This window comes from Simiduia curdlanivorans, assembly GCF_030409605.1.
Lineage (GTDB): Bacteria > Pseudomonadota > Gammaproteobacteria > Pseudomonadales > Cellvibrionaceae > Simiduia > Simiduia curdlanivorans.
In genome coordinates, this window is the sequence record NZ_JAUFQG010000006.1 from 1,339,025 (window position 1) to 1,352,477 (window position 13,453).

The 13,453-nt window shown below is 51.0% G+C and carries 15 protein-coding genes and 1 pseudogene; 10 read left to right on the plus strand and 6 right to left on the minus strand.

The genetic code is table 11. The annotated features are described in order from the left end of the window. Window positions 1–16: 16 nt before the first annotated feature. The 4 genes from QWY82_RS19775 to QWY82_RS19790 all read right to left on the minus strand — a co-directional run bounded on the left by QWY82_RS19775 (window position 17) and on the right by QWY82_RS19790 (window position 2,630). Entirely contained in the window at window positions 17–445 is a 429-nt protein-coding gene (locus QWY82_RS19775) for a DUF748 domain-containing protein (protein ID WP_290265678.1), read from the minus strand. A 6-nt stretch (window positions 446–451) separates the two neighbouring features. Next, window positions 452–901 (minus strand): MgtC/SapB family protein, encoded by a 450-nt coding sequence (locus QWY82_RS19780; protein ID WP_290265679.1) that lies wholly within the window; start codon window positions 899–901, stop codon window positions 452–454. Next, window positions 898–2,376 carry a mechanosensitive ion channel family protein gene (locus tag QWY82_RS19785; protein WP_290265681.1) on the minus strand — a complete coding sequence of 493 codons (1,479 nt, stop codon included), beginning with the start codon at window positions 2,374–2,376 and terminating at the stop codon, window positions 898–900. Before QWY82_RS19785 ends, QWY82_RS19780 begins: the two co-directional genes overlap by 4 nt. A gap of 62 nt (window positions 2,377–2,438) precedes the next feature. Continuing rightward, entirely contained in the window at window positions 2,439–2,630 is a 192-nt protein-coding gene (locus tag QWY82_RS19790) for a hypothetical protein (RefSeq protein ID WP_290265682.1), read from the minus strand. A 542-nt stretch (window positions 2,631–3,172) separates the two neighbouring features. Here QWY82_RS19790 and QWY82_RS19795 point away from each other — a divergent pair. After that, a complete protein-coding gene (locus QWY82_RS19795; protein WP_290265684.1) occupies window positions 3,173–3,352 on the plus strand; it encodes a DUF1328 domain-containing protein in 180 nt (59 codons plus the stop codon). 60 nt (window positions 3,353–3,412) lie between these two features. After that, on the plus strand, window positions 3,413–3,601 hold the full coding sequence (locus tag QWY82_RS19800) for a PLDc N-terminal domain-containing protein (protein WP_290265686.1): 189 nt from the start codon (window positions 3,413–3,415) through the stop codon (window positions 3,599–3,601). Between the two features lie 85 nt (window positions 3,602–3,686). Here QWY82_RS19800 and QWY82_RS19805 read toward each other — a convergent pair whose 3' ends face one another. Next, on the minus strand, window positions 3,687–5,099 hold the full coding sequence (locus QWY82_RS19805; protein ID WP_290265688.1) for a phospholipase D-like domain-containing protein: 1,413 nt from the start codon (window positions 5,097–5,099) through the stop codon (window positions 3,687–3,689). Between the two features lie 289 nt (window positions 5,100–5,388). Here QWY82_RS19805 and QWY82_RS19810 point away from each other — a divergent pair, with 289 nt between their 5' ends. The 5 genes from QWY82_RS19810 to QWY82_RS19830 all read left to right on the plus strand — a co-directional run bounded on the left by QWY82_RS19810 (window position 5,389) and on the right by QWY82_RS19830 (window position 8,767). After that, window positions 5,389–6,003, plus strand: a complete 615-nt coding sequence (locus QWY82_RS19810; RefSeq protein ID WP_290265689.1) for a BON domain-containing protein — start codon at window positions 5,389–5,391, stop codon at window positions 6,001–6,003. A gap of 605 nt (window positions 6,004–6,608) precedes the next feature. After that, a complete protein-coding gene (locus QWY82_RS19815; RefSeq protein ID WP_290265691.1) occupies window positions 6,609–6,920 on the plus strand; it encodes a DUF883 C-terminal domain-containing protein in 312 nt (103 codons plus the stop codon). Window positions 6,921–6,922: 2 nt separating this feature from the next. Next, window positions 6,923–7,354, plus strand: a complete 432-nt coding sequence (locus QWY82_RS19820; RefSeq protein ID WP_290265693.1) for a hypothetical protein — start codon at window positions 6,923–6,925, stop codon at window positions 7,352–7,354. Continuing rightward, entirely contained in the window at window positions 7,329–7,634 is a 306-nt protein-coding gene (locus QWY82_RS19825) for a hypothetical protein (RefSeq protein WP_290265695.1), read from the plus strand. The genes QWY82_RS19820 and QWY82_RS19825 overlap by 26 nt, the downstream gene beginning before the upstream one ends. Then, the gene (locus tag QWY82_RS19830; protein WP_290265697.1) at window positions 7,631–8,767 is read left to right on the plus strand and encodes an AI-2E family transporter; all 1,137 of its coding nucleotides are present in this window, start codon (window positions 7,631–7,633) and stop codon (window positions 8,765–8,767) included. Before QWY82_RS19825 ends, QWY82_RS19830 begins: the two co-directional genes overlap by 4 nt. Window positions 8,768–8,905: 138 nt before the next feature. On the opposite strand, the gene QWY82_RS19835 is transcribed toward QWY82_RS19830, so the two are convergent. Continuing rightward, complete coding sequence (locus tag QWY82_RS19835; protein WP_290265699.1) at window positions 8,906–9,934, minus strand: LacI family DNA-binding transcriptional regulator; 1,029 nt, start codon at window positions 9,932–9,934, stop codon at window positions 8,906–8,908. A gap of 171 nt (window positions 9,935–10,105) precedes the next feature. On the opposite strand from QWY82_RS19835, the gene prmA reads away from it, so the two are divergent. From prmA to QWY82_RS19850, 3 genes and pseudogenes are all read left to right on the plus strand, one after another. Next, complete coding sequence (prmA, locus tag QWY82_RS19840) at window positions 10,106–10,984, plus strand: 50S ribosomal protein L11 methyltransferase (RefSeq protein ID WP_290265702.1); 879 nt, start codon at window positions 10,106–10,108, stop codon at window positions 10,982–10,984. A gap of 168 nt (window positions 10,985–11,152) precedes the next feature. Beyond that, complete coding sequence (locus QWY82_RS19845; RefSeq protein ID WP_290265705.1) at window positions 11,153–12,601, plus strand: zinc-ribbon and DUF3426 domain-containing protein; 1,449 nt, start codon at window positions 11,153–11,155, stop codon at window positions 12,599–12,601. A 175-nt stretch (window positions 12,602–12,776) separates the two neighbouring features. Continuing rightward, window positions 12,777–13,453: pseudogene (locus QWY82_RS19850) on the plus strand (tRNA dihydrouridine synthase); the annotation flags it as partial.

The window sequence follows — 13,453 nt, forward strand, 5'->3', positions numbered from 1 at the left end:
GAATAAAAGCATTCTCCTAAATCCCCCAAAGCGCCGGCAGAACCGGTGTGTGCAGGTCGTTAAGCTCGCCGTAAAGCCGCGCGCGGGTAGCAATTTGTTCGGCGCTTCCATTTTCAAGGGCGTCAGCTACTAGATCTCTGACGGCCTCTGCCGTTAACAAGAGCGGGTTATCGCCATCATTGAGCACGTCTTGCTCAACACTAAATAGTGACAAATCCTCAATGCCAAGTCGCGCATAGCCCTGCACCAGCCCCTGCTCAGACTTAACCTCAATGACCAGGTTAGCGCGCCCGGCCTCCAGATCGAAGGGCGTATGAAATTCAATGAGCGGGCCTAAATCCTCAACCGGAACATTCGCCAAGCTAAGGTCGAGATCAAAAGTGGGCAATTTCGTAGTAGGATTAAACTCGCCAAGCAATGTGACTTTAGCATTAGCGTAGAACAACGCTTTCTAATCATCATTTGTACTCTCTGACTCAGGCGTAACCGCCGGTTTTAGCAGGCCAGAGAATTGAAAAATAAAAAAAGAAATAACCGATAAAACCAATGCAATTTCATAGCGGCTATACGCAACAGACACACCAATCGCACCGGTATTCCACAGGCCTGCAGCCGTGGCGGTCCCACCTACTCGGCCCGCGTGCTTGACTATGGCGCCACCGCCGATAAAGCCCATCCCGGTTATCACACCGTACACTACACGCGCCTGTGCATCCGCTTGTTCAAAAATATCCACGCCCACCAAGATAAACGCACAAGACGCGATGGCAACCAGCGGAAAGGTTCTCAGCCCTGCGCCCTTATCATTCAACTCCCGATTCAGCGCAACCGGCAGCGCCAAGACAAATGCAATGCCGAGCTGGGTAAAGTGAAAATAAACGAGATCTACATCGAAGCTCATTGTGCCTCTCCCGCTGCTTCCGAATGCGCCAAGGCGTTGGCAAAATACAAGGTGCGGTGCGGGAAAGGGATATCTATTCCCTGCTGATCGAAAGCGTACTTCAAGCGCCTGTTGAACTCCCGGCCAACCCGCCACTTGGCCTTGGCTTGGGTTTTTATACGCGCCTTAATAATAACGGCACTGTCGGCGAAGCTATCGACACCGAGCACGTCTACATCGTCGAGAATAAGCTGTTCGAAATCCTTATCCGCGCGCAGTTCTTTCGACACACTGGAAATACAAGCGTTAACTTGATCGATATCCTCCTTGTAGGCAACACCGATATCCATGAGATAGTAACTGTATTCTTTGGTAAAATTGTCGACTACCGACAGCTCACTAAACGGAACCGTGTGCACTGTGCCATCGAGGTTGCGCAGCTGCACTTTCCTGATGGTTATTTTTTCCACCATGCCTTTTCTATCCCCCAGCTGCACTACGTCGCCAATTTGTAGGAGGTCTTCAAAAATAATAATAAAACCCACAAGAAAATCACGCACTAAGGTCTGCGCGCCGAAGCCAATGGCAATACCAAAAACGCCAGCACCGGCGAGCAACGGCATTATATCTAGGCCCAACTCTGACAAGGCTATTAGGCCGAACAGAATCGCTAAGATAAAAAATATGACTTTTTGAATAATGGGCAGCATGGTATCAACACGCTCATCCGCCATTCGCCCAGCACTGTGCAAATAGTATTCAATGGTAGCGTTCAGTAGCTCCCAAACGACAACATACAGAAAAATTAATAAGGAAAATGTCAGCACCAAGTCCAATAACCCAGAGTAGGATAAAGTGCCACTGGGCAACATGGCGCTGAGCGACCATATTTCCGCCAGGCCGGCATAAGACAGAGAAAAGGCAATGGCGTAACCGACAGCGCGTAGCCAGCCCGACAACATGGCTAGGCGTCTAGCATCGAGAAAGAATTTACGCCTTAGGCCATTCAACCTTTGATCGAGAAGGGCGGCCAGCCAACTGTTTGCTTTTGCACAGATTAAAAGCAGCAATACCATAGCTACCGATACAGCCATAGCGCCGAATTGATTATCGGTCATGCCTAGCGCATCTAATAGCGCGTTATAGCGTGCCACCAACTCGCTGCTGCTCTGCTCCAAATCAAGCAGCTCACTGACACTCAGCGCCTGACCCATCGGCTCTGGCTTAAGCGTGGATATTGCTTTAAGTTTATTAACGAAATCAGTGCGCGCCGTTTCGCTTTCTAGCAGGGTAATAATGTCATCTACTTCGGCGCGGCTTAACTCTTCCGGAAGCGTTTGCTCTAGGCTCGCCTGCTGTTCTTGCGGCACTTGACTGGCGCTGGATGAGGTTTCTTGTGCGGCGCTGAAAGCAGACCAAAAAACAACAATGCTGCCCAATAGAACACCGATAACGATAGATTCGGCTCGTTTTTTAACAAATAAAATCTGTTTCATGGGAATGCACTTAAGCATAGAGTCAAGAAGGAGATAGGCCAGCTTGCGCTGGCCGTCTTGGATTAACAGTCGGTATCTTTGGCCTTCATAGAAGCCTTGGCCTCTTCGCAAGCATCTTCAATATCGTTGCCGACATCCTCGACCGTTTCTTCAATATTTTCGCCTAACTCTTCCGGACCGCCTTCGTTAACATCACAAGCGGAAAGTGAAAAAATAGAAAACAGAACGCACAGTATGATTGATAGCTTCTTCATGGTATTCATCCTTATTGTTTCGTTGATGTATGCCTTTCACTTAAAAGGTCAAAGTGTGTATAAGGACAAAATGTCCTGACATAGGTAGGCAATCAAATTTCATGCCATCAAATCTCCTAGCCGCCACCCACTAAGCGTTAAAGCCCGTTAACTTGCGGGCATTGCAATGTCTTCATGGTCAAAAAAAGCGTAATTCTTTTGAAAAAGAGCTATTGATGTGAAAAATGCTCTAGGAAAAATCGGGGGGATTGTAAAAACAAGCCGAATTTTTCCGGTAAGTGTAAATTTGGGTTCTTCTTTTTTGTAATTCTTTCAAAATAGCCACAACATTAGGCTAAAACACCATATAACAAAGACTCACAGCCCCTGAAAACCGTGAACTTCAATTTTGGCATAGCGCTTGCTGCACACATAACTGACATCACTGCACGCACAACCAACCGCCTACTATCTGCTGTGCATAGATGTCACAAATGACAATACATTCTGGATCGACATATTAGGTCGATGCTAAAAATACCAACCGACATTGGAGAAACATCATGTTAACCTGGGTAATCACCTTTTTAATCCTTGCTTTAATTGCTGGCGCACTGGGTTTTGGCGGTATCGCTAGCTTCTCGTTTGCCGCAGCAAAACTATTCTTTTTTGTTTTTCTCGTGCTATTTATTGTATCGTTGGTTGCACATCTTTTAACGGGACGAAAGACAACACTGCCATAAACAGCAACGCTTCGATAACACATGAAGCCCACGAAAATACATTTTTGAACGGGAAGCAATATGGATATTCAAATTACCGGCTTACTTGGCCTGTTAATATTTATCGGCGATATCTGGGCAATTTTGAACATTGCTCAGTCGAAAGTCACGATGGGGGCAAAACTACTCTGGGTACTACTCGTGCTCTTTCTACCGCTATTAGGCTTGATCATTTGGTTTTTTGCCGGACCAAAAGCAACAGCAGGCTAAATCTGCACAGTTGGCGCTGCACTGATTTTTTAGCCTTAGGTGCAGCCAGCTATTGAAGGCCATTAGCGGTAAAGGACAATCGCAGTTAAAGATAGGGAGCGAAAAGCGTTGTCATCGCCGCTCGCAACCGCAGCCAAAGCGATCTTTCCCGCAACTGCGAGAGGGTTAACGGTATCGCTTGATCAACCAGCTTATCGATGTGCTCTGCCATGGACTTGGTAAACTTCTGGTCGTAAATCTCAACTAGCATTTCGAAGTTTAACTTTAAACTCCGAGCATCCAAGTTAGACGAACCAAACAAACAATAGTAGCTATCAAAAACGTAAAGCTTCGAATGCATAAATGGCGGCGGCATTTGAAAAACCTGTATGCCAGGGCGTAAAAGTCGACCTAGTGCATGCTCACAGGCCCAACCCATGAGGCGATGGTCAGGCGCTTGCGGAATCAAAATCTGTACTTCTACCCCTCTCAATGCCGCCAATTGAATTGCCGTAACCAAGGGCTCAGGCGGAATAAAATACGGGCTAACCAGCCGAATCTTTTCTTTCGCGAGGGTGCAGGCCCCCACTAAAGCCATCAAACCTAGGTGTTCTGATTTGTCGGGGCCATCTTCGATTGCCCGACACAAAACGCCAGCCTCATCACTGAATTCAGGTAGCGCGATATTATCCTCAAGCTCGCCGCCACTAAATGACCAGTCGGCCAAGAAAGACGCCAGCAGCTGCCTGACAATCCGGCCCTCTACGGCAAAAAACTCGTCGATCGAAGCGGCGCGCGCATCGGTACTGACATTGCCGTTGACAATATTCATTCCGCCAGTAAACGCTTGAGCCTGATCGATAACCAACAGTTTCCTGTGGTTGCGCAAGTTAATATGAATGCGCGGCGGCAACAGCTTGGGCGGGTTAAACAATTCACACGCTACGCCCGCCGATCTAAAGCCAGCCACAGCATCTGCTTGACTGGCAAACACGCCAAGCCCATCGAGCACCACCCGCACATCAAGCCCCCGCTGCTGAGCGGCGCCAATAGCCTCGATAAACCTCCAGCTTTCACCGTCGCCGTCAAAATTATAAAAGCAGGCGTAAATACTGCTTTTCGCCTTCGCTATGGCATTGAGCATCGCGGGATAGGCTTGATCGCCAGTATGGAAATGTTCAATCTGGCGGCTGGTACAGAGTAAGCGCCCACTCAGCTTCTGCATAGCTAACGCCTGCGGCTGCCAGCTCGCATCAACCAAATCGAGTTGATCGTCGCTCTCTCTGGCGAATAGCGCATACCTATTAGCCATGAGTTTATGGGCGCGCCGGGAAATGCGATTGATGCCAAAGATCCAATAAACGAGTGACCCCAAGAACGGCAAGCCAGCAATAACGATTAACCACGCGAACGCGGAGCGCAGATCTTCCTTGCGCAGCAAAAGATGGGAAAAACTAAAACCTGCCAAAAAAATGTGCAGAAGTAAAAAAGGTACGCCGAGCGATACAGTTAGCGTCATTTACTTTCTCGTAATGTGTGAAATAGATAAGCAAGCCCGACTATAGCAAAGCCGCGGTGTAATTTTTTCAAAGCTGGCAACAAATACACGAAAGTCTTGAAATTCATGCAAATGCAGCCGAGCACAGGATGCCAAACCCGCTAAATTCAAGAGATTGCAGGCTTGGCACACTATTCGCTAAACACCTTGTGCAACGTATTGATATCTACCGCTCGGGCGCTTGCCGCTCACAGCACTAGAGAAAGTACGGAACCGGCCGAATGGTCGAATTAAACCCAAGGAGTATCCTATGAACAAGCTAACGAAAACGATTGGTACATTGACCCTCGGCGTGGCGATGGCAGCGTCTATCCCAAGTATCGCCGTTGCTGGTACGGATGAGGGTAAGGGCATGACATCCGAGTCGTCGGTATACTTTAGTAACGGCTGGCGCGAAGGTAAAATTGAAGCAGCCGTATTGTTTAACGAGCATTTAAACCCGTTTGAAATTGATGTGGAAGTTGGAAAAAATACCGCCTATTTAGTGGGCTCGGTGTCTAGCGACATAGAAAAAGACTTGGCTGAACAGGTCGCCTTGAGCGTTGAAGGTATCGACAAGGTAGAGAATCGCCTTGAGATCAAGCCCGATGCCAAGCAAAAAACCACAAAGAGCGAGCGTCAGCAGCAAGACGGTAAGTTCGTTCAGGCCGTTAAAGACGCCACCATCGCCGCCGAAGTAAAAATGAAACTATTGGCCAGCGAACATGTGTCCGGATTTGACATAGACGTCGACACTGAAAATAAGGTTGTCGTGCTGGAGGGCGATGTGTCGAGCGATGCCGCTAAAGATTTAGCCGGGCGAATCGCGGAAAATGTCGATGACGTCAAGCGTGTGGAAAACCACCTTAAAGTTGTAAAAAGTTAATTCGTGTTACTTGGGGTTGCGCAATGCAACCCCGCATGCTCGCATCACTTGATGCATCCAATCATAGATAAGCACCCAGCTATAACCCTATCTAGGCTACCTACCCTTTCTACCCTATTTACCTTATTTACCTGGCACCGTTGATTATGCGATGCAGAGCCAGTTTAGACTCACGACCGCCCAGGTTTAAATCGCGTAGAGCTTTCTGCTTTTATTCTACTAGGGGTAAATACTCAGCGCAGCGTCTCTTCCCCTTTCCGTTTCCTTCTTGTAGCTTGTAGCTTGTAGCTTGTGGCTTGTGGCTTGTGGCTTGTGGCTTGTGGCTTGTGGTCGGCATTTTCACCTCTATTGGAAAAATAGATACACCGCCGACACGTCCCATTAAACACTGAACAAACAGCTTTGTACTATTTTCAAATTTTGTAAAAACAATTGTAACCAAGGAAACACAAAGAAGGCGTTATACCGATTAGGCAAAGAAATGAACGCAAATTACAAGACAATGGCTGAGAAAACACACTAAAAAAAGTTGGCACAGCTCGTGCAACACTATTTGTGGAAATGAAAGTGTAATAGCACCCACTGGTAAATTAAAGGAGAATACCATGGCTACATCAAAAGCAACCGCTAGCAGTTCAAATGGCAGCTTCGGCTCACCCGTAGCGGATGTCGCGCGCGAGCAGGGCCACAACGCGGTCGATAAGTTAGCCGATCAAGCCGCCATCGCGGAGCAAAAAGTACGCAGCACTGCAGCCTCCTCTTCGGAGACCATTGGCGAAAAAACCGAGCAAGCAAAAAAAGTGGCTAACAAGGCAGCCGCCGACGTGCAGGATTTCGCCAAGAACAACCCTTGGACAACCGCCGGCATCGCCTTCGCAACCGGCGCTCTCGTTAGCGCATTTCTGCGTCGTAAATAGTCATGCTTAACAGCAAGTCGGATACTTTCAATGCACAACACCGCAGCGAAGGTGAGACGTTAGACGATGTGCGCCTAGGGCCAAGTATTGATGCTCTGGGCGCCGCACTAACGCAATTTATTAACGCGCGTCTGGCACTATTAAAAGCCGAATGGCAATTATCCTTGTCAGCTTTAGCCTTGTCCTTTGTGGCATTAGTGGCGCTGGGCGCACTATTGGCTATGACTTGGTTTGCAGGCTTCGCCGCGCTGTCCTACGGCGTGGCCATATGGCTCAACCATTGGCTCTGGGGCCTCTGCTTTTTTGGCCTGTGCCAATTATCGGCAATCACTTTGCTTTGGCGATTAAGCCGTCGGCTGGTCGGAAAAATCGGCTTTCAACATAGCCTTGCGATTGGGGAGATCACGCATGTTAAACCAACTGCTAAAACGTGAAATGGCAGCACTCGACGCCGCCAAATTACAGCTAAGCATTAGTCGCTATGAATTAAGCCTTGCCAAAAATGATGTGATAGAAACCACTGAGGCATGCTTGGTTAAACCGGCCACCTTGGCAGGACTATTTGCCGGCGGCGTCGCTTCCGACCTACTGGCCGACAGCTCGACAAAAAGCAGCGGTTTCCTGTCGACCCTTAAACTCAGTTTCATAACGCAAATATTGGGCGCACTGGCAGATGCTGACGAAGTCGCAGCAACGCCAGCGAATGACTCATGACTAGCATTCCAGAACACAACTCAGCCCCAGAATGCAGCACCGTTGCACCGGCCACCACCGCGCGCCAGTCTGCTTGGACCAATACGAAAAACCAGCAAATTATCTGCGCCTGCCTCATTCCAATCGCACTTGTCACATCGGTTGCGGGGCTCTATTACGGCAAGTCCATTCTATTTCCCATTACTTTGGCTTGGCTCTTGTCGCTATTACTCTCGCCCTTGGTGCGCTGGGCTGGAAAATTTAACCTGCCCAACCCGCTTAGCGCCGCGTTAGTGGTTGCGCTCTTGCTAGGTAATATTTATTTGATCGGTCAATTCCTCGCCGAGCCAGCAGCAAAATGGTTGGAAAAAATGCCACAAAAAACGGCGATGCTTAAATCTAAATTGAACCTTGTGCACGAACCACTAGCCGAGCTAAAGCGCGCCGGCGAGCAAGTTGCAAAACTTGCACAAGGGTCGACAGATCAACCCATCGTTGTATCTGTGCAAGACAACACCTGGATGCAAAACTTGCTGACCGATGATTTACCCGCCTTATCCGGCACCATGCTAATTGTTGTGGTATTAACCTATTTTTTATTAGCCTCGCGCGGTTCCATGGTTCGCCAGGCGGGGCGCTTCGGTAGCGACTGGTCAATGCGCAGGCAACTGATGCGCATTACCGCTCAAGTTCGGCAACAGCTTTCCACCTATTTGGCCACCATCGCCCTTGTCAATTTAATGCTCGCGTTAGCGACCAGCACCCTGCTGTGGAGTATCGATTTTCCAAACCCCTTGCTATGGGGGATGGTTGCAGGGTTGCTCAATTTTGCGCCCTATGTTGGGCCGCTGATTACACTGGGGCTACTGGCTTTGGTGGGCCTCACCAGCTTTGACTCGCTCGTCATGGCTTTGGCCGCACCAATGGGCTTCTTGGTATTAACCGCCCTCGAAGGACAGTTGATTACCCCTTCCATTGTTGGTTACAGAATGTCTCTATCGCCCACCATGGTTTTTCTAGCGGTAGTGTTCTGGACATGGCTGTGGGGCGTTGCCGGTGCGCTAATGGCCGCCCCCATTTTAGCTTGCGTTAAAATACTCTGTGAAAACCTAAGTTCTGAATCTAATTATGGTTTGATTTTTCAGAGCCAATAGTCGGGCAGCAGCCCCGTGCCTGCGGGTAGACTACTCGACCCATTGCCTAAGCGAGCACCGATATCTTTTAGTTGGGATTATTGCGGGTACGCCAAACCTTAATTCACCACAGCTGAACAAGGCGAAAGTGGCGAGATGTCAGTTTGACCCGCAGGATTCTCGGACTATTAATTTTGGTTGTAGCAATGTCGATTCCACCTGTTCACCAGCAACAATACTGAGCAGATTTTCCACCAGCATTTCGCCCGCCACATTGGTATCTTGGCGCACTGTGGTGAGCGATGGCGTGATGTAGGCAGCGGATTGAATATCATCGAAGCCCACCACGGAAACATCGGTGCCCACTTTCACGCCACTTTTTTGCAGCGCGCGCAGCGCACCAATGGCGATTAAATCTGAAGCAGCAAAGATGGCGTCGAATGGAATATTGTCTGCGACTAGGCGCTGTACCGCTTCAAAACCAAAGGTTTCGATCGTTTCCGCGGCAATTAACAATTCGGCTGCATGATCAATATTGGCCTCGGCTAAGGCGCGGCAAAAACCGCGGTAGCGCGCGCTGAACTCTGGACTGTTGGCCGATACGTCGCCAAAAAACGCGATGCGCTTGCGCCCCAAGCTGACTAAGTGCCGGCCGGCCAGATAGCCGCCCTCTTCGTTATTACAACCGATCGAGCAACCGGGCTGATCGTTATGCACCGCGCCCCAGCAAATAAAATGGGCGCCGTCTTCTTGCAAATTTTTTAGCCGCTCCACGTAACTATCGTACACACCGTAGCCCAATAGAATTAATCCATCGGCGCGGTGGGAGTCTTCAAAGTCTCTATGCCAGTCTTCGCTTTGTTGTTGAAAGGTAACCAGCAGGTCGTAACCGCGCACGGCGGTCGCGCGGGTGATGGCGCCCAGCATCGATAAGAAAAACGGATTGATATGGGATTCGTCCGTAGTGGGGTCTTCGCGAATCAACAGCGCTAAAGTTCGGCTCGACTTGGCCCGCAAGTTACTCGCAGCCTTATCCACTTTGTAGTTCAGCTCGCGCGCAATGGCTTTAATTTTTTCGCGGGTTTCTAAGCTCACTAAGGGGCTATCGCGCAACGCGCGCGATACCGTTGACTGGGATACGCCGGCTCGGTAGGCGATATCCAACGACGTGGGCCTGCTATCTTTCATGACGGTTTTTTGCTCGTTTTAATTATCATTAGGCACAAGCCATCTCAGTGGCTTTGCTGCAGATTATAGAAAGCCAGCCGCAATGCCAAGGGTCAGGTTATAATGGCGCCCAGTTAACATTCTCATTCGACTTAGCATTCCCATTTAGCACTTCCAACTAGAGACACGCCCATGCCTTGGCTCCAACTCATTATTCACTCTACTCGCGCCCAAGCCTCAGCCATCGAGGAGGCATTAATGGACGTAGGCGCGGCGTCTGTGACCCTGCAAGACGATGCCGACCAGCCCATTTTAGAGCCGGCGCTGGGCGAAACACCGCTCTGGGATGCCACCCGCATCACCGGCTTATTCGAGGCCGATATCAACACTAAGGCCGTGAGCCTAGAACTGCTGGCACAATTACCTCAAGAACCCCTGAACCTGAAATGGGAGCAACTGGAGGATAAGGATTGGGAGCGCGAGTGGATGGCGAGCTTCCAACCCATTTGCTGTGGCGAGCGCCTGTGGATCTGCCCGAGCTGGAAAGAGCCGCCCGAACCCGAGGCGGTAAACTTAATGCTCGACCCAGGCCTAGCCTTCGGCACCGGCACCCACCCCACCACCTTTCTGTGCTTGCAGTGGTTAGATCAACAATCTCTCGAGCAAGCCGCACTGGTGGACTTCGGCTGCGGCTCGGGCATTTTAGGCATAGCCGCACTGTTACTGGGAGCCAAGCAGGTTATTGGCGTGGATATAGACCCGCAGGCGCTCTTGGCCACCCGCGAGAATGCTGGCCGCAATGGCCTAGCCGCCGATGCCATGCCCGTGTTTTTACCCAAGGATGCGCCGCAAACAAGCGTCGACATCATGCTCGCCAACATTTTGGCCGGACCTTTGGTGGAGCTTGCGCCACTGTTAACCAGCCAAGTGCGGGCAAGCGGCTTGTTGTGTTTATCGGGCATACTCGCCAGCCAAGCCGATGCGGTCATGAGCGCCTACCCAGCCTTCGATTTCGACCCAGTGGCGCAAAAGGAGGAATGGGTTCGCTTAACTGGGCGCAAAGTTAGGTAGACTAGGGCGCTTGGCGCGATTTACCTTATGGTTCACAAAGACTAAACTCTGCACTGCGCGGCCTAGCCGCCGGCGGCTGGCCAGTGTGTTCAACAATTAAGCGCCAACCAAACTTTTAGAATGACAGCCCTTAACCAGGCTCAAGATGCCGTAAGGATTACGACGCTCATGACCCAATTTGTGACCCGCTGCCCCAAGTGCAGCACGTCATTTCGCATCACCCAGGCACAACTGGATCGTGCTAAAGGTGCGGTTCGCTGCGGCTCTTGCCTGCAAATATTTCGCGCCAACGACCATATCGTGAGCCAGGTGGCTGCTAAGCCTGCGGCCAAACTAGCCCCCACTAAAGCGGCAGCTGCGCCTGCGAAAGCGGCAGCGCCAGCAAAAGCGGCGCCCAGCGCCAAGCCAGCAGCACCGAAAACAGCCGCCAAACCACAGGCAGCTGTCGCTAAAAAGCCCGCTCCTGCGCCAGCTAAAGCAGCCCCACAAACCAAGCCGGCGAATAAAAACGAAGGGCTAAAGTTCAACCAAAAGGCCATCGATGAAGAGGCCGAGTGGGATGATAGCCAGCTGATTCACGACGATTTATTCGAAGAGGAAGACAAAGACCGCACCGGCGAGCTGTCGGAAAACTTTTTTGACGTCTATGAACCGACCCGCGCCAAGCACCAACCGGAACGCACCCTATTCGACCGGGAAATTAAGAGCCACGAAGAGGAAGAGGAAAAAGACAGTGCCGATGAATCTTGGGCGCTGAGCATTCTTGAGGCCTCGGAAGATGAGAGCCGCGAAGAGGAAAAGCGCAAGCCCGAGCAGGAACAATACTCCAGAGCCACCACCGGCACCTTTTCCGCCTTGAGCGACGAAGACATCGAAGACGCCCTCGGCGATACCTTCCGCACTACCGGTCAGCAACCCAAATTTGACCCGGAGCCAGAGCCAGAACCCAACAAGAGCAAGGGCTCGGCGCGCACCTTATTCACCCTCGAAGAAGACGACAGCCGACCCAAGCCGATGTTTACCGAAATGGAAGAGATCGACGACGACCCTGCCATTCGCGGTTACGATCCTGAAAAGCGCGCGATCATACGCAGCATCGAACCCGAACCCTTAGAATTCGGCTTCCATATCGAGGGCTCACCTTGGCCCAAGCGCTTATTGTGGAGCGGCTTATCAGTATTGGCGCTATACGGCTTTATTTGGCAAATGGCCCATTACAATCTGGATGACTGGGGCCGCCATGCCAGCACCCGACCCTACTACCAAAGCTTCTGCCCACTATTCGGCTGCACCCTGCCGCCTATGTCTGAGCCCGGCAAGGTCATGGCTTCTAACTTGGTGGTGCGCTCCCATCCGCGCATGAACGATGCCTTATTAATCGACGCGGTATTGCTCAACAAAGCTTCCTTTGAACAACCCTTCCCGCCGCTGGTTATCCAGTTTAGCGACCTACAGGGCAACCTCGTTGCCAGCCGACGATTCTTGGCGCGCGAGTACTTGGCCGGTGAAATGGCCGGGCAAACCATCATGCCCAGTAATCAACCGGTGCATATTGCCTTGGAGATTCTCGACCCAGGTAAAGATGCGGTCAATTACTCGGCGCATATCGCCCAGTAATCAAATTGTCATGGCGGCCAAGCATACTTGGGCGCCAAAAACCAGATTAAAATTTCGCCATTTTGTGTATTTTCTGCTTTTATCCCACCCCTGCTGCGGGTATCATAGCTGCCCTTTTCGCGTAGGCCCGTAGCGGCTTCGCATGTCGGAACCACAGCAAAACTAGGGTGTTTACGTGTTCAACATCGGGCCTCACATCATCGACAGCCAAGCGGTGCTAGCACCTATGGCCGGTGTGACCGATCTCCCCTTTCCGTTCGCCGTTTATGCATGCGCTTTGGTGCAGGTTTAGCGGTTTCGGAGATGGTCACCAGCGATGTGAACCTGTGGAACAGCCGAAAGTCCAGTTTGCGCCTCGTTCACGACGACGAAGCTAACCCACGAGCCGTGCAAATTGCCGGCGGCGACCCAGAGATGTTAGTGCAGGCGGCGGCGCTTAAATGTGAGCGCGGCGCCCAAATCATCGACATCAATATGGGCTGCCCGGCTAAGAAGGTATGCAAAAAAGCCGCAGGTTCGGCATTGCTGGCCAATGAGACTTTAGTGGCACAAATTTTAACGGCTGTGGTTGCGGCCGTTGATGTTCCCGTGACCCTAAAGATTCGCACCGGTCCAGATGTCGACCAAAAGAACGGCGTCGCCATTGCGCGCATGGCAGAGCAATCTGGCATTGCGGCACTGGCCGTGCATGGCCGCACTCGCGCCTGCGCCTTTAGAGGCCAAGCCGAGTACGACACCATTGCAGAAATTGTGCAAGCTATCCGAATTCCGGTGCTTGCCAATGGCGATATCGAAACACCCGAGCAAGCGCAAAGTGTACTGAGATACACAAGCGCCAGTGCGGTAATGATA